At 71.1% G+C, this 22,423-nt stretch carries 22 protein-coding genes; 12 read left to right on the forward strand and 10 right to left on the reverse strand.

Going from position 1 to position 22,423, the window contains the following annotated elements:
• Positions 1 to 7 precede the first annotated feature (7 nt).
• The 3 genes from AB0C38_RS34505 to edd form a co-directional block, all read right to left on the reverse strand.
• Positions 8 to 1,975, reverse strand: a complete 1,968-nt coding sequence (locus AB0C38_RS34505; protein ID WP_360681625.1) for a PEP/pyruvate-binding domain-containing protein — start codon at positions 1,973 to 1,975, stop codon at positions 8 to 10.
• 213 nt (positions 1,976 to 2,188) lie between these two features.
• Positions 2,189 to 2,794 carry a bifunctional 4-hydroxy-2-oxoglutarate aldolase/2-dehydro-3-deoxy-phosphogluconate aldolase gene (eda, locus tag AB0C38_RS34510; protein WP_360681628.1) on the reverse strand — a complete coding sequence of 202 codons (606 nt, stop codon included), beginning with the start codon at positions 2,792 to 2,794 and terminating at the stop codon, positions 2,189 to 2,191.
• On the reverse strand, positions 2,791 to 4,674 hold the full coding sequence (gene edd, locus AB0C38_RS34515) for a phosphogluconate dehydratase (protein ID WP_360681630.1): 1,884 nt from the start codon (positions 4,672 to 4,674) through the stop codon (positions 2,791 to 2,793). The genes eda and edd overlap by 4 nt, the downstream gene beginning before the upstream one ends.
• 255 nt (positions 4,675 to 4,929) lie before the next feature.
• Between edd and AB0C38_RS34520 the strand changes: the two genes are divergently transcribed.
• The 7 genes from AB0C38_RS34520 (at position 4,930) to AB0C38_RS34550 (ending at position 10,859) form a co-directional block, all read left to right on the forward strand.
• A complete protein-coding gene (locus tag AB0C38_RS34520; RefSeq protein WP_360681632.1) occupies positions 4,930 to 5,217 on the forward strand; it encodes a hypothetical protein in 288 nt (95 codons plus the stop codon).
• Positions 5,214 to 6,038, forward strand: coding sequence for a hypothetical protein (locus AB0C38_RS34525; protein ID WP_360681633.1), 825 nt, complete (start codon positions 5,214 to 5,216; stop codon positions 6,036 to 6,038). The genes AB0C38_RS34520 and AB0C38_RS34525 overlap by 4 nt, the downstream gene beginning before the upstream one ends.
• Before the next feature lie 51 nt (positions 6,039 to 6,089).
• Positions 6,090 to 8,006: a fumarate reductase/succinate dehydrogenase flavoprotein subunit gene (locus AB0C38_RS34530; RefSeq protein ID WP_360681635.1), complete on the forward strand. Its 1,917-nt coding sequence runs from the start codon at positions 6,090 to 6,092 to the stop codon at positions 8,004 to 8,006.
• 73 nt (positions 8,007 to 8,079) lie between these two features.
• Positions 8,080 to 8,832, forward strand: coding sequence for a succinate dehydrogenase/fumarate reductase iron-sulfur subunit (locus AB0C38_RS34535; RefSeq protein WP_360681637.1), 753 nt, complete (start codon positions 8,080 to 8,082; stop codon positions 8,830 to 8,832).
• 126 nt (positions 8,833 to 8,958) lie between these two features.
• Positions 8,959 to 9,210: a hypothetical protein gene (locus AB0C38_RS34540; RefSeq protein ID WP_360681639.1), complete on the forward strand. Its 252-nt coding sequence runs from the start codon at positions 8,959 to 8,961 to the stop codon at positions 9,208 to 9,210.
• Between the two features lie 12 nt (positions 9,211 to 9,222).
• Positions 9,223 to 9,747, forward strand: coding sequence for a GNAT family N-acetyltransferase (locus AB0C38_RS34545; protein ID WP_360681640.1), 525 nt, complete (start codon positions 9,223 to 9,225; stop codon positions 9,745 to 9,747).
• Positions 9,744 to 10,859, forward strand: a complete 1,116-nt coding sequence (locus AB0C38_RS34550) for an amidohydrolase family protein (protein ID WP_360681642.1) — start codon at positions 9,744 to 9,746, stop codon at positions 10,857 to 10,859. The genes AB0C38_RS34545 and AB0C38_RS34550 overlap by 4 nt, the downstream gene beginning before the upstream one ends.
• Here AB0C38_RS34550 and AB0C38_RS34555 read toward each other — a convergent pair.
• Positions 10,846 to 11,697, reverse strand: a complete 852-nt coding sequence (locus AB0C38_RS34555) for a helix-turn-helix transcriptional regulator (RefSeq protein WP_360681644.1) — start codon at positions 11,695 to 11,697, stop codon at positions 10,846 to 10,848. The two genes, AB0C38_RS34550 and AB0C38_RS34555, sit on opposite strands and share 14 nt — an antisense overlap.
• Positions 11,698 to 11,868: 171 nt before the next feature.
• Here AB0C38_RS34555 and AB0C38_RS34560 point away from each other — a divergent pair, with 171 nt between their 5' ends.
• Together AB0C38_RS34560 and AB0C38_RS34565 are read left to right on the forward strand one after the other, a co-directional pair.
• On the forward strand, positions 11,869 to 12,807 hold the full coding sequence (locus AB0C38_RS34560; protein ID WP_360681645.1) for a DUF4037 domain-containing protein: 939 nt from the start codon (positions 11,869 to 11,871) through the stop codon (positions 12,805 to 12,807).
• Positions 12,800 to 13,474 carry a YoaK family protein gene (locus AB0C38_RS34565; protein WP_360681647.1) on the forward strand — a complete coding sequence of 225 codons (675 nt, stop codon included), beginning with the start codon at positions 12,800 to 12,802 and terminating at the stop codon, positions 13,472 to 13,474. Before AB0C38_RS34560 ends, AB0C38_RS34565 begins: the two co-directional genes overlap by 8 nt.
• 3 nt (positions 13,475 to 13,477) lie before the next feature.
• On the opposite strand, the gene AB0C38_RS34570 is transcribed toward AB0C38_RS34565, so the two are convergent.
• From AB0C38_RS34570 to AB0C38_RS34590, 5 genes are all read right to left on the reverse strand, one after another.
• Complete coding sequence (locus AB0C38_RS34570; RefSeq protein WP_360681649.1) at positions 13,478 to 14,215, reverse strand: SDR family oxidoreductase; 738 nt, start codon at positions 14,213 to 14,215, stop codon at positions 13,478 to 13,480.
• 75 nt (positions 14,216 to 14,290) lie between these two features.
• Positions 14,291 to 15,151, reverse strand: coding sequence for an amino acid ABC transporter permease (locus tag AB0C38_RS34575; RefSeq protein WP_360681651.1), 861 nt, complete (start codon positions 15,149 to 15,151; stop codon positions 14,291 to 14,293).
• On the reverse strand, positions 15,148 to 15,795 hold the full coding sequence (locus tag AB0C38_RS34580; protein WP_360681653.1) for an amino acid ABC transporter permease: 648 nt from the start codon (positions 15,793 to 15,795) through the stop codon (positions 15,148 to 15,150). Before AB0C38_RS34580 ends, AB0C38_RS34575 begins: the two co-directional genes overlap by 4 nt.
• Before the next feature lie 86 nt (positions 15,796 to 15,881).
• Positions 15,882 to 16,808, reverse strand: coding sequence for a glutamate ABC transporter substrate-binding protein (locus AB0C38_RS34585; protein WP_360681655.1), 927 nt, complete (start codon positions 16,806 to 16,808; stop codon positions 15,882 to 15,884).
• Between the two features lie 69 nt (positions 16,809 to 16,877).
• On the reverse strand, positions 16,878 to 17,606 hold the full coding sequence (locus AB0C38_RS34590; RefSeq protein ID WP_360681826.1) for an amino acid ABC transporter ATP-binding protein: 729 nt from the start codon (positions 17,604 to 17,606) through the stop codon (positions 16,878 to 16,880).
• A gap of 297 nt (positions 17,607 to 17,903) precedes the next feature.
• On the opposite strand from AB0C38_RS34590, the gene AB0C38_RS34595 reads away from it, so the two are divergent.
• Complete coding sequence (locus tag AB0C38_RS34595) at positions 17,904 to 18,578, forward strand: response regulator transcription factor (protein ID WP_360681828.1); 675 nt, start codon at positions 17,904 to 17,906, stop codon at positions 18,576 to 18,578.
• Between the two features lie 4 nt (positions 18,579 to 18,582).
• Positions 18,583 to 19,980, forward strand: a complete 1,398-nt coding sequence (locus AB0C38_RS34600; RefSeq protein ID WP_360681657.1) for a HAMP domain-containing sensor histidine kinase — start codon at positions 18,583 to 18,585, stop codon at positions 19,978 to 19,980.
• On the opposite strand, the gene AB0C38_RS34605 is transcribed toward AB0C38_RS34600, so the two are convergent.
• On the reverse strand, positions 19,977 to 20,903 hold the full coding sequence (locus AB0C38_RS34605) for a TAXI family TRAP transporter solute-binding subunit (protein WP_360681659.1): 927 nt from the start codon (positions 20,901 to 20,903) through the stop codon (positions 19,977 to 19,979). The genes AB0C38_RS34600 and AB0C38_RS34605 overlap by 4 nt on opposite strands.
• Positions 20,904 to 20,985: 82 nt before the next feature.
• On the opposite strand from AB0C38_RS34605, the gene AB0C38_RS34610 reads away from it, so the two are divergent.
• Positions 20,986 to 22,191, forward strand: coding sequence for an NAD(P)/FAD-dependent oxidoreductase (locus AB0C38_RS34610; protein WP_360681660.1), 1,206 nt, complete (start codon positions 20,986 to 20,988; stop codon positions 22,189 to 22,191).
• The last annotated feature ends 232 nt before the right edge of the window (positions 22,192 to 22,423 follow it).

A 22,423-nucleotide genomic window follows, 5' to 3' on the forward strand; every position in this document is an offset into this window, starting at 1 on the left:
CGGAAGCTCAAACAGAATAAGGACGCAGCTGCACGAGGTGGAGGTGGTCGCCGTCGGCGAGCCACTCGACGTCCACCGGCGAGTCGAACGTGTAGTCGGGCGAGAAGTGCCCCTGCAGCAGGCGGCCGGCGATCGCGAGCCGCTGCAGCTGCGCGTGGGCCCGCTCGTCGAGGTCCGACGCCGCGTCGCCGAGCGACACCGTGCGGCCGCCGCCCTCGACCGTCGAGTACAGGTACTGCATGGGCAACGCCGAGCCGTCGACGACGTCGGTCACGCGAGGTGACACATTGACGTACACCGTGCGGAAGTCCGCGCGGTTCATCGGGTTCGTCGTCACCAGCACACCGCCGAAGTCGGCCGCGACCTGCTCCTGGATCACCACGCCCATGTAACACTCGTCGAGGGAGATCCCGGCCTGCCGCCGCAGCCGGACGCTGCGCACGGACACCAGCGAGGCCCAGACTTCCTTGACACTGGCGAAGATCCGCTCGGCCGTGGTGACGTGGTTGAGCGACTCGTAGATCCCGGCCGCCGAGAACCCGGCCAGGTCTTCGGCGTTCGACGAGCTGCGCACGACGAACGTCCGCACGCCGGCCAGCTGCGACACCAGCGCGGAGTCGATCTCCCCGGCCAGCGCGCCCGGCAGCCGGGCGGACCGGATCAGGCTCTGCAGCTCCACGCACAGCGGCTCGATCTCCCGCGCGTCCAGCTCGCACGCCATCTTCAGCTTGCCGATGGCCTGCTGGATCCGCGGCGACGACTCCAGGAACCGCCGCTGCAGCGAGAACGGCAGCGCGATGCCGCGGGGCACGCGGACGTGGTCGTCGAACAGCCGCTGCGCCGCGGCAGCCAAGTCGGCACCGGCGGGGACGTCCAGCAGCCGCGCCAGGTACGGCAGCAGGTTCTCCCGGGGCGGCCGCGGCACTTGGTAGAAGCCGAGCAGGCGCTGAGAACCGTGCGCCAGCACGTGGTGCAGCTCGCCGAGGTTGGCCGCCTTGGTGCCGTAGCGGTACCGGTCGGACGCGCGCAGCCGCGCCAGGTTCACGATCGGGCTGTGCGCGGACTCCGGCTCCTCCAGCGTGACGCGCTGGGCGTACCAGCTCGGCGGCGCCGCCGAGGCCGGCTCGGGAATCTCCCGCAGCAAGAGGGCCTGGGCGTCCACTGTGTACTCGACCCACTTGCCGTCGAGCCCGCGGAGCTCGATGTCGGCGAGGGCGCCGAGCTGGACGGCGTTCGGGATCTGCCAGCCGGTGGCCAGCACGTTGGTGTGCGACAACGGCGTCGTGTGCCGGGCATTGACGATGCCCGACAGCCGCGGGATGTCGTCGGGCACGCGGTCCATCACGATGATGTCCGACCAGTCCAGCGTGGCGGCCCGGTACTCGGCCTCGGTGCGGAACGCGCGCAGCCGGCCCGTGGCCGTGCCGGGGTTCAGCGCGACGAACGGCGCCGTCGAGAACAGCTCGTGTGCGAACACGCGAGGCAGCTCGCTCGCCGGGATCTCCCGGACGATCCGCTCCTGCAGCTGGTTGGCCGGCTTGAACACCAGCGGCAGCGCCGGGTCGACGTACCGCGCGACGAAGGCGTGGAACTCCCGGATCAGCGCGGCCGGCATGGTGTCGACCTCGACCGTCTCCAACGACAGCATCTGCGGGTGCCGGGCGAGGATGCCGAGCAGGAACCGGCGGTCCGGCGCGTGGTAGAAGTCCTGGTTGTAGGAGTCGATCTCGGCGCGCACCCGGTCTTCGGAGACGCCGAGGATCTCTTCCCCGATATAGATCGCGTGAAAGGAATGGCGCGCGTCGTTCAGGAAGTGGATGACCGCGTTTTCGCGGTCCACCACGACCTTGACGAAGGAATAGCCGCCGAGGGTGCCGCCCAGCTGGTGGAGGGCGGACAGGGAAAGCCGTTCGCCGATGAGTGCGGCGACGTTCTCGGGGGCAGGGCTGGGCGCGACCACATCGGTCAGGGACAACGGATCTCCTCGCTCGAAACAGCGAGGAGGAACGATAACAGGGGGTGAATCACGGACCGTCAGGCAAATGGACCGTTCACTGGAACGAACGGGCGAACGCATGACCGCCGCCACACCCGTTAGGAGCACCGTTCCATTGCTTGGGAACGGTGCTCCCGGAATCCGGACGCCGATTCCGCCGTTCGGGTCCGTAATTCCGCGGGGTGATCTCGGCTACAGCTTCGCGGCTTCCGCGGCCAGCTTCTCGATCGTCGCGACATCGAGCGAGGCCGTCAGCCACGAGCCGCCGATGCAGCCGACGTTCGGCAGTGCGAGGTACGAAGGCGCCGAAGCCACCGTGATCCCGCCGGTCGGGCAGAACTTCAGCGAGGGCAGCGGGCCCGCGATCGACTTCAGGTACGCGACGCCACCGGACGCCTCCGCCGGGAAGAACTTCAGCGCCGTCAGCCCGCGTTCGGCCAGCTTCATCGCCTCGGACACGGTGCTCGCGCCGGGCAGGAACGGCAGCCCGGTCTCGAAGCACGCGTCGACGACGGCGTCCGTGCAGCCCGGTGTCACGAGGAACTTCGCGCCCGCGTCCGCCGCCTGCTTCGCCTGGTCCGGCGAAGTGACTGTGCCGGCGCCGATGACGATGTCCGGTACCTCGGCCGCGACGCGCTCGATCGCCGACAAGGCTGCCGGGGTGCGCAGGGTCAGCTCGATGACCCCGATCCCACCGGCGAGCAGGGCCCGGGCCGTGGGCACCGCGTCGGCGGCGTCGTCGATCACCACGACGGGCATCACGGGGGACAGCTCGAGCAGGTCCTGACCGGTGGTCACTGACCGACCTCCTGGGTTGCGAAAGCGGGCGTTCCGAAGTGCTCCGGCGTCAAGCCGCCGAAGACCGAAGCGCCCTGGTCGGCGGGTCCGACGGCACGGCGCAACGCGGCGAACAGCTCTCGGCCGGTGCCGGTCCAGGATGCTTCGGACGGCGGTCCGTCCACAAGCTCACGGCGGGCGAGTTCTTCGTCACCGACCAGCACGTCGAGGCTGCCGGTGGACGCGTCGAGCCGGATGACGTCGCCGTCCGCGACGCGGGCGATCGGGCCGCCCGCCGCGGCTTCCGGCGTCACCTGGATGGCGGCCGGGATCTTGCCCGACGCGCCGGACATCCGGCCGTCGGTGAGCAACGCCACGGCGTGCCCGCGGTCCATCAGCACGCCCAGCGCCGGGGTGAGCCCGTGCAGCTCCGGCATGCCGTTGGCCTGCGGGCCCTGCTGCCGGACGACCACGACGACGTCGCGGTCCAGCTCGCCGGCCTCGAAGGCGGCCGTGAACGCCTCCTGCGTCGTGAACACCCGGGCCGGCGCCTGGACGACCCGGTGCTCGGGCGCCACCGCGGACACCTTGACCACCGCGCGGCCGAGGTTGCCCTCGACCATCCGCAGCCCGCCGTCCGCGGCGAAGGGCCGCCACGCGGGGCGCAGCACCTCTTCGTCGAGGCTGCGGGTGGGGACGTCGCGCCAGACCAGCTCGCCGTCGGACAGGATCGGCTCGGCCCGGTAGCGGTGCAGCCCGAACCCGGCGACCGTGTGCACGTCCTCGTGCAGCAGCCCGGCGTCGAGCAGCGTGCCGACCAGGAACTGGATGCCGCCGGCGGCGTGGAAGTGGTTGATGTCGGCGCTGCCGTTCGGGTACACCCGCGCCAGCAGCGGCACGACGGCCGAGAGGTCGGAGAAGTCGTCCCAGGTCAGCTGGATGCCGGCGGCCGCGGCGACGGCGACCAGGTGCATCGTGTGGTTCGTCGACCCGCCGGTCGCGAGCAGCGCGATGACGCCGTTGACGAACGCCTTCTCGTCGAGGATCCGCGAGACCGGTGTGTACTCCTCGCCGCGCGAGATCGCGACGACGCGGCGGCCCGCCTCCTCGGTCAGCGCCTGACGCAGCGCCGAGCCGGGCTGGACGAAGCTGGCGCCCGGCAGGTGCAGGCCCATCACCTCGACGACCATCTGGTTGGAGTTGGCCGTGCCGTAGAACGTGCAGGTGCCGGCCGAGTGGTACGACGCCGCTTCGGCGTCGAGGAGGTCTTCGCGGGTCGCGAGGCCCTCGGCGTAGAGCTGGCGGACGCGCGCCTTCTCCTTGTTCGGTAGCCCGGAGTTCATCGGCCCGGCGGGGACGAGGATCGCCGGCAGGTGCCCGAAGGACAGCGCGCCGATCAGCAGGCCCGGCACGATCTTGTCGCAGACGCCCAGCAGCAGGGCCGCGTCGAACATGTCGTGCGAGAGCGCGATCGCCGTCGACATCGCGATGACCTCGCGGCTGAACAGGGACAGCTCCATGCCGGCGCGGCCCTGGGTGATGCCGTCGCACATCGCGGGGACACCGCCGGCGAACTGGGCGACACCCCCGGCGGAGCGCACGGACTTCTTCAGCCAGGCCGGGTACTCCTGCATGGGCTGGTGCGCCGAGAGCATGTCGTTGTACGAGGAAACGATCGCGACACCCGGAGCGCGCGCGGCTCGCAGCGCCTCCTTGTCGACGCCGTCCATCGCGGCAAAACCGTGGGCGAGGTTGCTGCACGCGAGGCCGCGGCGGACCGGGCCGTCCGCGTACGCGGCGGCCATGCGGTCGAGGTAAGCGGTCCGGGTCGCGGCACTGCGCGCGGCGATGCGGGCGGTGACTTCCGCGATGACGGGGTGCGTGGTGGAGGTCTGGCTCATGTCCGGCTCCGGATCACTGGTGTGTGGTGGTCCGCGGGACGGCAGCGCTGGCGCCTCTGGGTCGTGACACTGGCCACAGTACCTCGGGAAAACGCCGAATCAAAATCGATTCAGAAGATCCACCCGCGTGACCCCGATCACCCGGAGAACCGTTAGTGTGCTAGTTGTCACACTGCACGACGCGTGGCAAAGCCGTAGGGGCGAGCGATCGCCCGGCCGGTTCCCTGCCAGCCCCACCACCACCCGGGAGGAATGATGTCCACCTCCGAGATCGCCGAGCTGCGGCGAACCATCGGCCAGCTCAGGCAGTGCGTCGGCGCACTGCGCTCTCGTTACGGCGACGCGTCGGCTGTACGCCGGCTCGCCAACGATGTGGAGCGCCTCGACATCGACACCGCGGACCTCGACGGCACGCCGCTCGCGGTGCCGTCGCAGGCGAAGCCCGCCGATCGTGTGCAGGTGCCCGACACGCCGTACGACCCGGCGCTGTGGCACGGCGCGGACGACGAAGGCGTCGGCGGCTACAAGCGCGACCAGCGGTGAGCGCTCCGGCTGACAACGGCGTCGGCACCGGCGTCCGGTCCCCCAAGCGGGCCAGGATCGCCGAACGCACCCTGCGTACCGACCGATGGTGGCTCCAGCCCCTGCTCACCGTGCTCGGGCTGAGCGCCTTCATCATCTACGCGACGGTCCGGTCGTTCGTGCGCACCGCCTACTGGGTGCCGGACTACCACTACCTGACGCCGTTCTACTCACCCTGCCTGTCCACGTCCTGCGTCGAGGGCTCGAGCCACTTCGGCCACTGGTTCGGCGACCTGCCGGGGATCATCCCGCTCGGCTTCGTCGTGCTGCCGTTCCTGCTCGGGTTCCGCCTGACCTGCTACTACTACCGCAAGGCCTACTACCGGGCGGTGTGGTTCTCCCCGCCCGCCTGCGCCGTCGCGGAACCGAAGGCGAAGTACACCGGCGAGACGCGGCTGCCGCTGATCATCCAGAACGTCCACCGCTACTTCTTCTACGTCGCGCTGGTCGTTTCGCTGGTCAACACCTACGACGCGATCACCGCGTTCCACGGGAAGACCGGCGGCTTCGGCTTCGGGCTGGGCAACATCGTCCTGCTCGCCAACGTCATCCTGCTCTGGGCCTACACGCTTTCCTGCCACTCGTGCCGGCACGTCACCGGGGGCAGGCTGAAGCACTTCTCCAAGCACCCGGTGCGGTACTGGATCTGGACCCAGGTGACGAAGCTCAACACCCGCCACATGGCGCTGGCCTGGACGACGCTCGGCACGCTGGTGCTGACCGACTTCTACGTCATGCTCGTGGCCAGCGGGGCGATCACGGACCTGAGATTCGTGAACTAGCCTCCGCCCCTCCCGACAACGACGTCCCCATTTCCGAGGTGGAATACCTACATGACCGAGGTCGAACGGCACAGCTACGACGTGGTGGTGATCGGTGCCGGTGGTGCCGGTCTGCGCGCGGTGATCGAAGCCAGAGAACGCGGCTTCCGCGTGGCGGTCGTGTGCAAGTCCCTGTTCGGCAAGGCGCACACGGTGATGGCCGAGGGCGGCTGCGCGGCGTCGATGGGCAACGCGAACTCGAACGACAACTGGCAGGTCCACTTCCGCGACACCATGCGCGGCGGGAAGTTCCTCAACAACTGGCGGATGGCCGAGCTGCACGCCAAGGAGGCGCCCGACCGCGTCTGGGAGCTGGAGACCTACGGCGCCCTGTTCGACCGCACCGCCGACGGCCGGATCAGCCAGCGCAACTTCGGCGGGCACACCTACCCGCGGCTGGCGCACGTCGGTGACCGCACCGGCCTCGAGCTCATCCGCACGATGCAGCAGAAGATCGTTTCGCTGCAGCAGGAGGACTTCGCCGAGACCGGGGACTACGAGGCGAAGATCAAGGTCTACGCCGAGTGCACGGTCACCGAGCTGCTCACCGCCGATGGCGCCATCGCCGGCGCGTTCGGCTACTGGCGCGAGAGCGGCCGGTTCATCCTGTTCGACGCGCCGGCGGTCGTGCTCGCCACCGGCGGCATCGGCAAGTCGTTCAAGGTGACGTCGAACTCGTGGGAGTACACCGGTGACGGCCACGCGCTGGCCCTGCGGGCGGGCGCGAAGCTGATCAACATGGAGTTCGTCCAGTTCCACCCGACCGGGATGGTCTGGCCGCCGAGCGTCAAGGGCATCCTCGTCACCGAGGGCGTGCGCGGTGACGGCGGCGTGCTGAAGAACTCCGAGGGCAAGCGGTTCATGTTCGAGTACGTGCCCGAGGTCTTCAAGGGCCAGTACGCGGAAAGCGAAGAGGAAGCCGACCGCTGGTACGCCGACGCGGACAACAACCGGCGCACGCCGGACCTGCTGCCCCGCGACGAAGTGGCCCGCGCGATCAACTCCGAGGTCAAGGAGGGGCGCGGCTCCCCGCACGGCGGCGTGTTCCTCGACATCGCGAGCCGGCTGCCGACCGAGGAGATCAAGAAGCGGCTGCCGTCGATGTACCACCAGTTCAAGGAGCTGGCGGACGTCGACATCACCGCGGAGCCGATGGAGGTCGGCCCGACCTGCCACTACGTCATGGGTGGCATCGAGGTCGACCCGGACACGGCCGCGGCGAGCGTGCCCGGCCTGTTCGCCGCCGGCGAGTGCTCGGGCGGCATGCACGGCTCCAACCGGCTCGGCGGCAACTCGCTGTCGGACCTGCTGGTGTTCGGCCGTCGCGCCGGGCTCGGCGCCGCCGAGTACGTGGACGGCCTGACCGAGCGGCCCGCGGCCGCGCAGTCCGATGTGGACGCCGCGGCGAAGATGGCGCTCGCGCCGTTCGACCCGCCGGAGGGCGCGACGGCGGAGAACCCGTACACCCTGCACACCGAGCTGCAGCAGTCGATGAACGACCTGGTCGGCATCATCCGCAAGGCCGGGGAGATCGAGCAGGCGCTGGAGAAGCTCGGCGAGCTGCGGCAGCGGATCCTGCGCGTCACCGTGGAGGGGCACCGGCAGTTCAACCCCGGCTGGCACCTCGCGATCGACCTGCGCAACATGCTGATGGTCAGCGAGTGCGTGGCGAAGGCCGCGCTGACGCGGACCGAGAGCCGGGGCGGGCACACGCGGGACGACTTCCCGGGCATGGACGCAGACTGGCGCCACAAGCTGCTGGTGTGCTCGTCGTCGGAGGGTGACAACCCGGTCGTCCCGGACATCGGCGTCGTGGTGAAGGAGCAGGTGCCGCTGCGGCAGGACCTGCTGGAGCTGTTCGAGTTCGGCGAGCTCGGGAAGTACTACACCGACGACGAGCTCGAGGCACACCCCGGGAGCAAGGCATGAGCGAGCTTGCGAGTGAATCATTCGACACAGCGCTTCCGGCTCAGGCGGCACTGAGCGCCAGCGAGGTGTGCGCATGAGTTACAAGGCGAGTTTCCGGGTCTGGCGCGGCGACGACACGGGCGGCGAGCTGCAGGACTTCACGGTGGAGGTGAACGAGGGCGAGGTCGTCCTCGACATCATCCACCGGCTGCAGGCCACCCAGGCGTCGGACCTCGCCGTGCGGTGGAACTGCAAGGCGGGCAAGTGCGGTTCGTGCTCGGCGGAGATCAACGGCAAGCCGCGCCTGCTGTGCATGACGCGGATGTCGACGTTCACCGAGGAAGAGGTGATCACGGTGACGCCGATGCGGACGTTCCCGGTGATCCGCGACCTCGTCACCGACGTGTCCTTCAACTACACGAAGGCGCGGGAGATCCCGTCGTTCACCCCGCCCGCGGACCTGAAGCCCGGTGAGTACCGGATGCAGCAGGTGGACGTCGAGCGGTCGCAGGAGTTCCGCAAGTGCATCGAGTGCTTCCTGTGCCAGAACACCTGCCACGTGGTGCGTGACCACGAGGAGAACAAGGAGTCCTTCGCCGGGCCGCGGTACCTGATGCGCATCGCCGAGCTGGAGATGCACCCGCTCGACGTCGCGGATCGCCGGGAGGCGGCCCAGGACGAGCACGGCCTCGGCCTCTGCAACATCACCAAGTGCTGCAGCGAGGTCTGCCCGGAAGGCATCCACATCACCGACAACGCGCTCATCCCGATGAAGGAGCGCGTCGCGGACCAGAAGTACGACCCCATCGTGTGGCTGGGTAACAAGCTCTTCCGCCGGGACAAGTGACGCTCTCCCGTTCGACGCTCGCGAACCGTGTGCTGGCCGCCCTCGAGGCGGCGGTTGCCGGTTCGCGAGCGTCGTTGCGGGGTTCGCTCGCGCGGGGGACCGCGGACGCCTACAGACGACGTCCCCGTGCCGGCGGGCGACGACGAGTGGTCTCGTCCCGCCAGTGCTCTCGCCAACGCGCTCGGCGCGGTGAAGGCCGTCGGGCGCGGCCGGTTCGACGACGCGCGAGGGCTGCTCGATCGGGGCTTCGGACGGGTCGGTTCGGCTGGCCGCGCGACCGGTGAGTGGGCCGACGACATCGCCCGGCTGGCGGCGGTGTGCGTACGGCGCGAGCCGGGACTGGCGGGGTACGCGGCGGAGATCGTCGCCCTCGCGTGACAGGGTGGGGGCATGGAGATCGAGCTGCTGCCGCCGTCCGCCGGCCCCGCGGTGATCGCCCGGATCACCGCTCTCGTCAACCAGGTCTACGCCGAGTCCGACAAGGGGCTGTGGCGGGGAAGCGCCGACCGGACGACCACCGAGCAGGTGGCCGGGTTCGTGCGCGCGGGGGAGATCGCCGTCGCTGGGGTGGACGGTGAGGTCGCCGGATCCGTGCGGGTCCGGCGGCTCGACGAGACGACCGGTGAGTTCGGCATGCTCGCGGCGGACCCGGCGCGGCGCGGGCTCGGCCTCGGCCGGGACCTCGTGACGTTCGCCGAGCGGGCGAGCCGGGACGCGGGCTGCCGCGAGATGCAGCTGGAGCTGCTCGTGCCCCGCGAGTGGACGCATCCGGCGAAACAGTTCCTCGCCGAGTGGTACGACCGGCTCGGCTACCGCGTGACGCACCGCACCGGCGTCGCCGAGGACTACCCGCACCTCGCGCCGTTGCTGGCCACGCCGTGCGATTTCCTCGTCTACCGCAAGGATCTCGCGTGACGCTGCTCGTCGGCGCGCGCGTGTTCGACCCCGAAACCGGCGAGACGACCCGCGCGGACGTCCGGCTGGCCGGCTCGCGGATCGCCGAGGTCGGGCCGGGCCTCGACGGCGACGAGCGGGTCGACTGTTCCGGCGGGCTGCTCATTCCCGGGCTCATCGACTGTCACGTGCACGTCGCGTTCTGGCGGCCCGAATCCCTGCCGCGCAGCGCCCGGATCCTCGAAGCCGTGCCGGTGCTGCGCCGGTTGCTGGCCCGCGGGATCACGACCGTGCGGGACGCCTGGGGCGCCGACGCCGGGTTCAAGCACGCGCTGCGCGAAGGCTGGATCACCGGGCCGGACCTGCTGGTGAGCCTGCGTCAGCTCGGCCCGACCGGCGGGCTCGGCGACCCGTGGGACCCGGCCGCGGGCGCCGTCGACAACTACGGCGACCCGTCGCTGCCGGACCCGCTGTTCGACGGGCCGGACGCCGCCCGCGCGGCCGTCCGCCGGATGGTGCGTGCGGACGCCGACTGGATCAAGGTCGGCGCGAGCGGGTCGATGCGGGCGGTCCGCGCGGGTGTGGACGTCCGCCCGACCGACGACGAGCTCGCCGCGGTGGTCGACGAAGCCGGCCGCTGCGGCCGTGACGTCCTGGCGCACGCGCACACGTCGGCCGCGGTGGTGTCGGCGGCCCGCGCCGGCGCGCGCAGCATCGAGCACGGCACGTTCCTCGACGACGACGCTGTTGCGGCCCTGGCGAACGCTTGGTACGTGCCGACGCTGTCGCCGTTGAGCGACACCGAGTTCGCCGGCCCGCACCGGGGTTCGCTGCGCCTCGCGGTGGAGGCGGGCGTCCGGATCGCGGCGGGGTCCGACCTCGCCCCGCGTCCCCATGTCGACTTGACGACCGAGCTGCGGTTGCTGGCCGCGGTCCTCGGCGACGCGGCGGCCCTGAAGGCAGCCACGTCCGAGGCGGCCCGCCTGCTCCGGCTCGACGACGACCGGGGCCGCGTCGAGCCGGGCCTGCGCGCCGACCTCGTGCTGCTCGACGGCACGGACCTGGACGTGACGGACCTGCCCGGCAGGATCCGCGCCGTCTGGCACGACGGGAAGCAGTTCACTTCGCCATGAGGTCGAACTCGCCGGCCAGCCGGACCAGGAAGTCCCGGGACTCCCGCTCGGACAAGGCTGCCTGCTCCAGACGCGTGCGGAGGATGTAGAACGCTTCGACCGCCACGCGCTCGTCGATGAACAGCCCGGCGGCGAAGGTCTCTTCGTAGGCCACCGGCGGGTGTTCGGCGAACTCGAGGATCGTGAACCGGCTGCCGACCAGGTGGTACGGCGGCGCGGAGGCGGGGACGACGCGGATGGTGCAGTGCGGGAGGTTGGTGGCCAGCACCAGGTACTGCAGCTGTTCGTGCATCAGCGCCGGGTCGCGCAGGATCGATCTGAGGGTGTGCTCGTGGACGAAGTAGAGGCACTGGGGCGGGTTGCGGCGCTGCAGCAGCTGTTGCCGATCGATCCTCGCCTGGACCAGCAGCTTGAGCCGGTCCGTGGTGTACCGGCCGGACAGTTCGTAGACGGTGCGCACGTAGTCTTCGGTCTGGAGCATGCCGGGCAGGGCCATCGGGCTGTTCGAGATCACCGACGTCGCCAGGTTTTCCTGGATGATGAGGGACTTCATCGGGTCGACGAGCTCGTCGAAGTACGGCCGCACCCAGTACAGCTCGCTGGGTGGCCGGGTCAGGTGCAGCAGCCGGTCGCGTTCGGAGGCCTCGGTGCCGCAGTGCGCGAGGTAGATCGCCGCGTCGACCGGCGAGATCCGGCGGCCGTTCTCCCAGCCGGACACCTTCGATGCCGACCAGTGGGCGCGCCGGGCCACTTCGCGCAGCGACATCTGCTTCGCCTCGCGCTGGATCTTCAGCTCGGCACCCATCTCCCGGGTGCGCACCGTGCTCTTTTCGGTCATGCCCGAACGCTAAGGGCAAGTACCGACAAAACAGCTCTTGCCGCGCGGCGGTTCACCGGAAGGGATGTTGCTGTTCTGCCTGTGTGACAACAGAATTCGCGCGTGAAGCGCTGCGAAGCAGCTTCGCATAATGAAGCGCGCTTCGCGTGTTTGTAAGCCAGACTGGCATTCATGACGTTCCTTTCCGGAATCGACCTGAGCCGCCGGTTCTACGCCGAAGCGGTCGCGCCGGCGGTCGGCGGCCCGCACAGCGCCGCGCTGGTCGGGCCCGGTTCGGAGGTGCTCGGCTTCGACACCGCACGCTCGGCCGACCACGACTGGACGGCCCGCGTCTTCCTCTTCCTCCCCGAGGTCCGCGCCGTGGACGTGCCGGCCACTTTTCTCGGGCACCCGGCGAAACTCGTCGTCGCGACGCTCGGCGAGTGGGTGCGCGGGTTCCTCGGCTTCGATCCGCGGCACCCCCGGCCGCGCGACTGGCTCGCCACGCCGACCCAGGTCTTCGCCGAGTTCACCGGCGGCGCCGTCTTCCGCGACGACCTCGGGCTCGAGACGCTCAGGCAGCGCGTCGCCTGGTACCCGGACGACGTCTGGCGGTACGTCCTCGCCTGCCAGTGGCGGCGGATCGGCCAGGAGGAGGCGTTCGTCGGCCGGTGCGGGGAGGTCGGCGACGAGCTCGGGTCGGCCGTCGTCGCGGCGCGGCTCGTGCGGGACCTCATGCGGCTGTGCCTGCTCATGGCTCGCCGGTACCCGCCGTACGGCAAGTGGCTCGGCAGCGCGTTCGGGCGGCTGCCCGCGGCCGCGACGCTGTCGCCGCACCTCACCGGTGCCCTCGCGGCGACGGCGTGGCCGGAGCGCGAACGGCACCTCGTCGCGGCTTACGAGCACGTCGCCGAGCTGCACAACGCGCTCGGCCTCACCGGCCGGGTGGACCCGCGGACCAGGCCGTTCTTCGACCGGCCGTTCCAGGTGATCGACGCCGGACGGTTCGTGGCGCCGCTGCTCACCGGGTGGTCGTCCCCCGTCGGGGCGATCGACCAGTTCGTCGACAGCACCGACGCGCTGGGTCACCGCGCGCTGACCCGCGCGGTGGTTGACTGCGCTCATGGCTGAACCGAAACCGCGGGACCTGGCCGTCCTGCTGCTGACGCTGACCGTCGTCACCGGGGTGGTCGACGCCGTCAGCTTCCTCGGGCTGGGCCGGGTGTTCGTGGCCAACATGACCGGGAACGTCGTCTTCCTCGGGTTCGCGGCGGCGGGGGAGGCGACGCTGTCGGTGCTCGCGTCGCTGACCGCGGTGCTGGCGTTCCTGGCGGGCGCGCTCGCCGGCGGGCGGCTGGCCCGCCGCGAGGACGACTACGACGCCCTCCGCCAGGCGACCGCGGTCCAGGCGGCGCTGGTCGCGGTGGCGGTCGTGCTGTCGGCGACCCTCGGCAGCGGCACGCGGCTCGGCAGCGAACTGCTGATCGTCGTGCTGGGCGTGGCGATGGGCCTGCAGAACGCGGCGGTCCGCCGGATCGGCGCGCCCGACCTGACGACGACGGTCCTGACGATGACGCTGACGGGCTTCGCGGCGGACTCGAAGGCGGCGGGCGGCGAGGGATCGCACCCGCTGCGGAAGGTGGTCGCCGTAGGCGCGATGCTGGTGGGCGCCTTCGCGGGTGGCCTGCTCCAGCTGCACGTCGCGATGTGGACGGCGCTCGCGCTGGCGTTGGTGCTCGTCCTCGGCGTGCTGGTGGCGCTGCACCTGGGCCGGAACCGGCGGACGGTGGCGGGCTGAGAGCTAGCCGAGCGCGCGACCGCCGTCGACCAGGAGGCGCTGGCCCGTGATGAAGCCCGTGTCCTTGGAGGCGAAGAAGCTCACCGCCGCCGCCACGTCCTCCGGGGTGCCCAGCCGGCCCACCGGGACTCCGGCCAGGTAGGCCTCGCGCTCGGCTTCCGGGACGTTCGCGTGGCGCTCCACCGGGACGAAACCCGGGGCCACCGAGTTGACCGTGATGCCGTCCGGGGCCAGTTCGCGGGCCCACGACCGGGCCAGGCCGACCTGGGCCGCCTTGGCCGTCGCGTACGCCGAACGGCCGGGGGGCGGGAACTCGGCGACCTCCGAGTCGATGTGGATGATCCGGCCGTAGCCGCGGGCGCGCATGCCCGGGAGCACCGCGTGGCCCAGCAACACCGGCGACCGCACGAAGAAGTCCAGGTGCCCGAGGTGGTCCGGCCAGTCCACTTCGGACAGGAAGACGTCCGGCTGCGGGCCCGTCGCGTTGAGCACCAGCACGGTGATCGAGCCCAGCAACGCCGTCACGGCGTCGACCAGCTCGCCGACCTGGTGCCGGTCGGTCACGTCGGCGGCGAAGGCGGCGGCCTTGCCGCCCTCGGCGAGAACCTCCTCGGCGGCGGTCTCGAGGTCGGGATCGTCGTGCCGGCCGTTCACCGCCACCGCGAACCCGTCGCGGGCCAGCCGCCGGGCGATCGTCCGGCCCAGCCCTCGGGAACTTCCGGTCACCAGTGCGACACCCATGGGCCTGACGCTAGGGGAGAGCCCGGAACAGGACAAGGCCCCCGGGACGGATCCCGGGGGCCTCGAACGGGTGACTCAGGCGGCGGAGACGAGGGCCGCCTCCCCCGCGGCCGGGGGGATGCCCACGACCTTCTTGTTGCGCCGGTTGCGCCGCTCCAGGTACGTCGCCAGCGCCGTCAGCAGCAGGCACATCACGACGTAGATGCCGGTCGCCACGATCGTCGACGGCACGATCGGCCGCCCGAACGAGCCCTGCGAGCCGATGTACCGCGCGTAGTACAGCAGCTCCTGGAACGTGATGATGAAGCCGAGCGCGGTGTCCTTGAGCAGCACGACCAGCTGGCTGATGATCGTCGGCAGCATCGCCCGGATCGCCTGGGGCAGCAGCACCAGGAACATCACCTGCGTCTTGCGCATGCCCAGGGCGTACGCGGCTTCGCTCTGGCCCTTCGGCAGCGACTGGATGCCCGCGCGGAAGATCTCGGCGAGCACCGAGCCGTTGTACAGCGTCAGGCCGAGGACGACACCCAGGAACGGCGTCATCGGCACGCCGACCGTCGGCAGGCCGAAGTAGAACAGGAACATCAGGATCAGGGCGGGGATGGCGCGGAAGAACTCCACGACGAACCCGGCGATCCCGCGGATCCACGCGTGGTCGGACAGCCGGCCGGCCGCGAAGATCGCGCCGAAGACCAGCGCGAGCACGGCCGCGGCCGCGAACGCCTCGAGGGTCTGGAGCACCGCGTTGGCGAGGTCGCTCTGGACCTGCGCGTACTGCAGCCACTCCCACTTGCGGGCGGTGAACTGCCCGCTGTCGTAGAAGCGCCAGCCGATGTAGGCGATGAAGGCGAGGACGACGACGGTGCCGATGACCGCGTAGGTCCGGTACCGCACGCGGGCGCGGGGGCCCGGGACATCGAACAGGACGTTGCTCATCGGGCCACGCTCCAGCGCTTCTCCAGGCTGCGTTGGACGAACGACAGCACGGTGACCAGGATGATGAAGCCGAGGGCCACCCACAGCAGGCCGACCAGCTGGTTGTCACCACGTTCGGACAGGTACGAGCGGATCGCGCCGGCCTCGGCGACGGAGAAACCGGCGGCGATGGTGGTGTTCTTCAGCAGCGCGATCAGGGTGCTGATCAGCGGCGGGACGACCGAGCGCAGCGCCTGCGGCAGCACGACCTGGCCGAGGATCTGGTTGAACGTCAGTCCCAGCGCGCGGCCCGCCTCGGCCTGGCCGACCGGCACGGTGTTGATGCCCGAGCGCACGACCTCGCAGATGAACGCCGAGGTGTACACGGTCAGCGCGATGACGGCGGCGGGGAAGTAGTCGACCTTGACGATGTCGAGCAGCGGGTAGGCGAACACGAAGAACGCGAACACCAGCGTGAGCGGGGTGTTCCGGGCGATCGTCACGTACGCCGTACCGATGGCGCGGAAGACGGGCACCGGGCTCACCCGCAGCATCGCCAGGATGGTGCCCCAGATCAGGCTGCCGACGGCGGAGAGCACGAACAGTTCGATCGTGCGGAGGAAGAACGGACCGAACAGGTCCAGGTTGTTGAGCAGGACGTCCATGGAGCCTTCCCCGCGGCCGTGGTCCGGTGGTGGATGTGGGAAGGCCGGTGGATCGGGAGCACCCGATCCACCGGCCTCGTGTCAGGTCAGTACTTCTCGAGGGTCGGCTTCTTGGCCGGCGAACCGGACTTGCCGAGCGTCGCGGCGTAGATCTTGTCCCAGGTGCCGTCGTCCAGCGACTTCTGCAGGATCTCGTTGACCTTGTCGCGCAGGACCTTGTCGTCCTTGTTCAGGCCGATGCCGTACTTCTCCGTGGAGAACGTCTGGCCGACGACCTTCAGGTTGTCCGGGTCCTGGGCCGCGTAGCCCTTGAGGATCGCGTCGTCGGTCGTGACGGCGTCGATGTCCTTCGACAGCAGCTTCTCGACGCACTGCGAGTACTTCTGGAACTCGACGATGTTGCCGGCCTCGGTCAGGTTGTCCGAGCGGACCTTCTGGATCGGGGTCGAGCCGGTGACCGAGCAGACCTTCTTGCCCTTGAGGGCGTCCTTGCCGGTGATCGAGGTGTCGTCCTTGCGGACCAGCAGGTCCTGGCCGGCGACGAAGTACGGCCCGGCGAAGGAGACCAGCGCCTTGCGCTTGTCGGTGATCGAGTAGGTGCCGACGTAGTAGTTCACGTCGCCGTTCGCGATCGTCTGCTCGCGGGCGCCGGAGTCGACCGTGCGGAAGGTGATCTTCTCCGGGTCGAAGCCGAGGCCGGCCGAGACGAGCTTCGCGATCTCGATGTCGAAGCCGCCGAACTTGCCGGTCGTCGGGTCCTTCTGGCCCAGGCCCGGCTGGTCGTCCTTGGCGCCGACGGTCAGCGCGCCCGCCGACTTCATCTTCGCGAACACCGGGGAGCCGGCCAGGTCGACGCCGGTCGCGACCGGGTAGGTCGGCAGCGCGGCGGCGTTCGTGCCGCTCTGGTCACCCGAGCCCGGCGTGGCCGGCGTGCCTTCCTTGCCGCAGGCGGTCATGGTGGTCAACGTCAGACCACCGACGAGCAGTCCCACCGCGAGGGTGCGGATCCTCATGTGAATCTCTCCTGTGTGTCGTCACCCGTGACGCGAACGGCGTCGCGGAACGTTCTCTCAGTGGTGTTCTCAGTGGGTCAGGATCTTGCCGAGGAAGTCCTTCGCGCGCTCGCTCTTCGGCGCGGTGAAGAACTCTTCCGGCGTCGTGTCCTCGACGATCTCGCCGTCGGCCATGAAGATCACCCGATCGGCTGCCCTGCGGGCGAAACCCATCTCGTGGGTGACGACCAGCATCGTCATGCCGTCCTTGGCCAGGCCGGTCATGACGTCGAGGACCTCCTGGACCATCTCCGGGTCCAGCGCCGAGGTCGGCTCGTCGAACAGCATGACCTTGGGCCGCATCGCCAGCGCACGCGCGATCGCGACGCGCTGCTGCTGGCCGCCCGAAAGCTGCGCCGGGTACTTGTCGGCCTGGTTGGCGATGCCGACGCGCTCCAGCAGTTCCATCGCCAGCTTGCGCGCTTCGGCCTGCGAGGTCTTGCGGACCTTCACCGGCGCGAGCATGACGTTCTCGACGATCGTCTTGTGCGCGAACAGGTTGAACGACTGGAACACCATGCCGACGTCGGCCCGCAGCGCCGCCAGCGCCTTGCCCTCGGCGGGCAGCGGGGTGCCGTCGACGGCGATCTCGCCCGAGTTGATCGGTTCGAGCCGGTTGATCGCCCGGCACAGGGTCGACTTGCCCGACCCCGACGGTCCCAGCACCACCACGACCTGGCCGCGAGGTACCTCGAGCGTGATCTCCCTGAGCACGTGCAGGTCGCCGAAGTACTTGTTCACGGCGGACGCCTTGATCATCGGCGCCGCCACTTCCGCGGTCATCTGGCCTCCAGGGTCGTTCGAAATGCGGCGTGGGTCACCACGCGATGGCGAGAACCTACCGTTGCTTTACCGGCTGGCAAGGCCGCTTGAGCAATACTTAGGGTTTCAACTGCGTATCGATGTCCATTTTGGGGGGTATAGGGGTGGCCGCCTCCCATGTCGCCGGATGATCACCGAGCGTGACCGCCCGGGTGGCTCGTGCGTCCGGCGCCGGGAGGTCCTAGAGTTCGGCGCTACCGGCCGGTGGAGCAGGTCACCATGGGAGGCGGACGGGTGCGGGTGCTGCTGGTGGAGGACGACGACCGGGTCGCGGGTGCGCTCATCCCGGCGCTGGCCCGCCGTGGCCTGGCGATCGCGCGGCTGGCGACCGGCGCGGGCGTGCTCGAACGCGTCCACGAGGTCGACGTCATCCTGCTCGACCTCGGGCTGCCGGACATCGACGGCGTGACCCTGTGCACCCAGATCCGCGCGGTCAGCGACGTCGCGATCATCGTGGTGTCGGCCCGCGGCGAGGTCGACGACCGGATCCGGGGCCTGCGCGCGGGCGCCGACGACTACCTGGTCAAGCCCTACGACGTCGAGGAGCTGCTCGCCCGGGTCGAGGCGGTGCGCCGGCGGCGCCCGGAGCACGCGGTCGCCGAGCCGGCCGTCATCAAGGTGGGGGACGTCAGCGTCGACCTGGCCCGGCACGAGGTGCTGGTCGACGGGCACGCGATCGCGTTGTCCCGCAAGGAGTTCCAGGTGCTCGCCCTCGTGGCGGGCGCGCGTGGCGCGGTGTGTTCGCGCGAGCACGTGCTCACCGAGGTGTGGGGGCACCGGGGTCCGGCGGAGAGCCGGTCGCTGGACGTCCACGTCGCGACGCTGCGGACGAAGCTGGGCCGCCCGGCGCTGATCGAGACGGTGCGCGGGGTCGGCTACCGGCTCGGCGGCCAGGCCGCCCGGAGCTGACGGCGTGCGCGTCCGGCTGCAGGGCATCGTGCTGACCCTGGTCGCGCTGCTCGTGTTCGGCCTCGGCATCCCGCTGGCCATCTCGATCGCCGCCGGCGCGCAGCAGGACCTCTTCCTCGACCGGCTCACCGACACCGCCCGCTTCGCGTCGCTGGCGCAGCGCCCGCTGCTGGACAACAAGCCGTACCTGATCGAGCCCGACGTGCGCCGCTACACCGAGGTGTACGGCGTCCAGGTGGTCGTCGTGGACCAGGACGGCAAGCCGGTCGTCACCGCGCTCGGCCCGGCCGCCGCGCGGATCGACCTCCAGGACGAGCGGATCAGCGACCCCGTCGACGAGGCGCTGGCCGGCCGCCGGTCGCAGCCGGCCGGCGTGCTGATGCCGTGGGACTCGACGCCGCTGGTGCTCGCCGAACCGGTGCTCGCCGACGGGGAGGTGCGTGGGGCGGTGCTCACCGTGTCCGCCACCGATTCCGAGCGCGCCGCCGTGCTGTGGTGGTGGCTGCTGCTCGCCGCGGGCGGGATCCTCGCCTTCGTGGTCGCGCTGGCCGTGGCGATCCCGGTGGTCCGGTGGATCCTGAAGCCGGTGAAGCGGCTCGACGACGCGACCGGCGCGCTGGTGGCCTCGGTGGTCAGCGGGCGGGAGGCCGAGCCGGTCGGGGAGGGCGGCGGCCCGCCGGAGCTGCGGCAGCTCGGGCGCTCCTTCGACCGCATGGCCGAGAGCGTGTCGGGCGCGCTGGCCGCGCAGCGCGCGTTCGTCGCGGACGCTTCGCACCAACTGCGCAATCCGCTGACTGCGCTGAAGATCCGGCTCGGGAACCTCGACGGCCACGTCGACGACGAGCCGGCCGCCGCCGACCTCGAGGCCGCGCGCGTCGACGCCGGGCGGCTGCACCAGATCCTGGACGGCCTGCTCTCGATGGCCCGCGCCGAGGCGTCCGGCGGCGAGCTGGACCCGGTGGTGCTGGACGAGGTCGTCGCCGAGCGGGTCGCGGACTGGTCGGTGGTCGGCGAGGCCCGCGACGTGCGGCTGGTCGTCGACACGGCGGGCGACGGCGCCCGGGTGCGCGTGCCACCGCGCGGCGCCGAGACGATCCTGGACGCGCTGCTGGACAACGCGTTGAAGTTCACCGCGTCCGGCACCGAGATCCGGATCGCGGTCGAGCGCGACGGCGACCGGGTCCGCTTGTCGGTCCGCGACCACGGGCCGGGGCTGCCGCCGGAAGAGCTCGACCGCGCGCTGGACCGGTTCTGGCGCAGCCCGGCGCACCAGAACGTCCCGGGTTCGGGGCTGGGCCTGGCGATCGTCAGCGAGCTGACCGCGCATTCCGACGGTGAGCTGACGCTGGACCTGCCCGAGGGCGGCGGCCTGCGGATCGCGATGACCTTCCCGGCGGCTTAGGTCTTCTTCGCCCGGTAGTACCGCATCGCGCCGGGGTGCAGGGGGATCGGCTGGGTCTCGATGCCCGGGTGGACGTCGATCGACAGGGCCGCGGGGTTGGCCCCGGCCAGCTGCTGGCGGGCGTCGAACAGGCCTTGGACCAGGGCCTCGGCGACGTCGTCGCGCATCGACTTCGGGACGACCAGGAAGTTCGGCACCAGCAGCGTCGTCACCGGGCCCGGCTGGTTGTACGTGCTGGCCGGGATGGACGCCGTGCCGTAGACCTGGTTGACCTCCTGCATCTTCGGCATCACGTCGGCGATGTCGAGCAGGCGCAGGGACTGCGTCTCGTTGTACGAGGCCAGCACGGGCGTCGGCAGGCCGCCGGACCAGAAGAACGCGTCGATGTCGCCGTTCAGCAGGGCCTTGACGGAGTCGTCGAGCCCGCGCGCGCTGGTGGTGACCGAGCCGGCGAGCCCGGTCGCCTCCAGCAGCCGGCTGGCGATGTACTCGACGCCCGACGACGGCGAGCCGATCGCGATCTTGCGGCCCCGCAACTGCTCGACGGTCCGGATGGGGGAGTCGGTGCGCACGACGATGTGCAGGTAGTCGTCGTGGATCCGGGCGAGGGTGGCCAGCCGCGGGTCGCGCTTGTACCGGTCGGCGGCGACGTCGGCCGCGACGAACGCGACGTCGGCCTGGCCCGCGAGCACCTTGTCGAGGTTGTCGGGCGAGCCCTGGGTCTGCAAGACGGCGGGCCGCTCGATGTCCAGGCCCGCGGCCCACGCGGTGGCGAGGGTCTGGGCGAGCTTGTCGTAGACCCCGCCGGGGTTGCCCGCGGCGATCCGCAGCTTCAGGTCGCCGAAGCCGGAGCTGCACGAGGCGAGCACCAGGAGCAGGGCGGCCGCCATCGCGAGCGCTCGCCCCCGCCGCGTCCTGGCCACGGCCCGATCGTGCCAGATCCGGCGGCCCGGTGGTTGGTGACGGGCGATCCGGGCACTCCCCGGAGGACGGAGGGAGTGCGGCATGGACGTCGTCGTCGTGGGTGGCGGGCTGGCGGGGTTGAGCGCGGCACGGCGGCTGAGCCGGGCCGGGGCCGAGGTCACGGTGCTGGAGGCGGGCGACGACGTCGGCGGCCGGGTGCGCACCGACGTCGTCGGCGGGTTCCGCCTCGACCGCGGGTTCCAGGTGCTGCTGCCCGCGTACCCGGCGCTGCGGCGGCTGGCCGACGTCGGCGCGCTGCGGCCCCGCCCGTTCACGCGGGGCACCATCGCGATGACCGGCTCCGGGCGCCGCTGGCTCGCCGCCCCGTGGCACGGCCTGCCCGCGGTGCGCGGGGCCGCGGGGTTCGTCGCGGGCCGGCCGGGGGACAGCGCGCGGATCGCGGCACTCGCGGCCCGGGACGTGCTGACCGCCGACCGCACCGACCGCGGCCGCAGCACCGCCGAGGAGCTGCGGCGCTGGGGGCTGACGCGGTCCACGGTCGAAGAGGTGCTGCGGCCGTTCCTCGCCGGGGTGTTCCTCGACCGGGAGCTGGCGACGTCGGGCCGGCTGTTCCACCTGATCTGGCGCAGCTTCCTGCGCGGCGGGGGCGTACTGCCGGCCGAAGGCATGCAGGCCCTGCCGCGGCAGCTCGCCGAGGGGTTGCCGGTCCGCACGGGTGTCGAGGTCGCGGAGGTCACCGCGGACGGCGTACGCACCCGCGACGGCGAAGACGTCCGCGCGCGGGCCGTGGTGGTGGCGACCGACGGCGACACGGCCACGCGGCTGCTGCCCGGCGTCGAAGCCCCGGGCTGGCACGCGGTGACGACCTTCTACTACCGCGCCGGCGTGAGCCCGCTGCGGTCACCGACGCTGCTGGTCGACGGCCTCGACGACCTGCTGCTCAACACCGCGGTGCTCAGCGAGGTCGCGGCGGGGTACGCCCCGGCCGGCTCCGCGCTGATCGCGGCTTCGGTGCCCGACCGCGCCGATCCCGGTCTCGAACCGCGGGTGCGGCAGCGGCTGGCCCGCATCTACGACGTGGACACGCGCGGGTGGGAGCTGCTGAAGACGTACGCGGTACCGAAGGCGCTGCCGGTGTTCGGCCCCGGCGCCCCGCTGCGGCGTCCGGTGCGGGTCGCTCCCGGCCGGTACGTCTGCGGCGACCACCGAGACACGCCGTCGGTGCAGGGCGCCCTCGTGTCGGGCCAGCGGGCGGCCGCCGCGGTGCTGGCCGACCTCGTGGCGTGAGTCCTCCGAGTCCATAAAGGACGGAGCCGGGCGGGCAGGTCGAGGGCGGCCGGCACCTCGCGACGGCATCGGGAACGCGCCGGTCGTCCGAAGGGTGCCGTCGGGCATGGCTGACTCCAGGTGAGCCGGCCCCTGGGCGGGTGGCGGTGCCACGCAGAGGGTGGATGGAACCGGTTCCGAATATCGCTCCGCGGCCCCGGACTGTCAAGGGTTGACATGGCCGGGCCAGTGG

Origin of the sequence: Amycolatopsis sp. NPDC048633 (assembly GCF_040650695.1) — a bacterium.
Lineage (GTDB): Bacteria > Actinomycetota > Actinomycetes > Mycobacteriales > Pseudonocardiaceae > Amycolatopsis.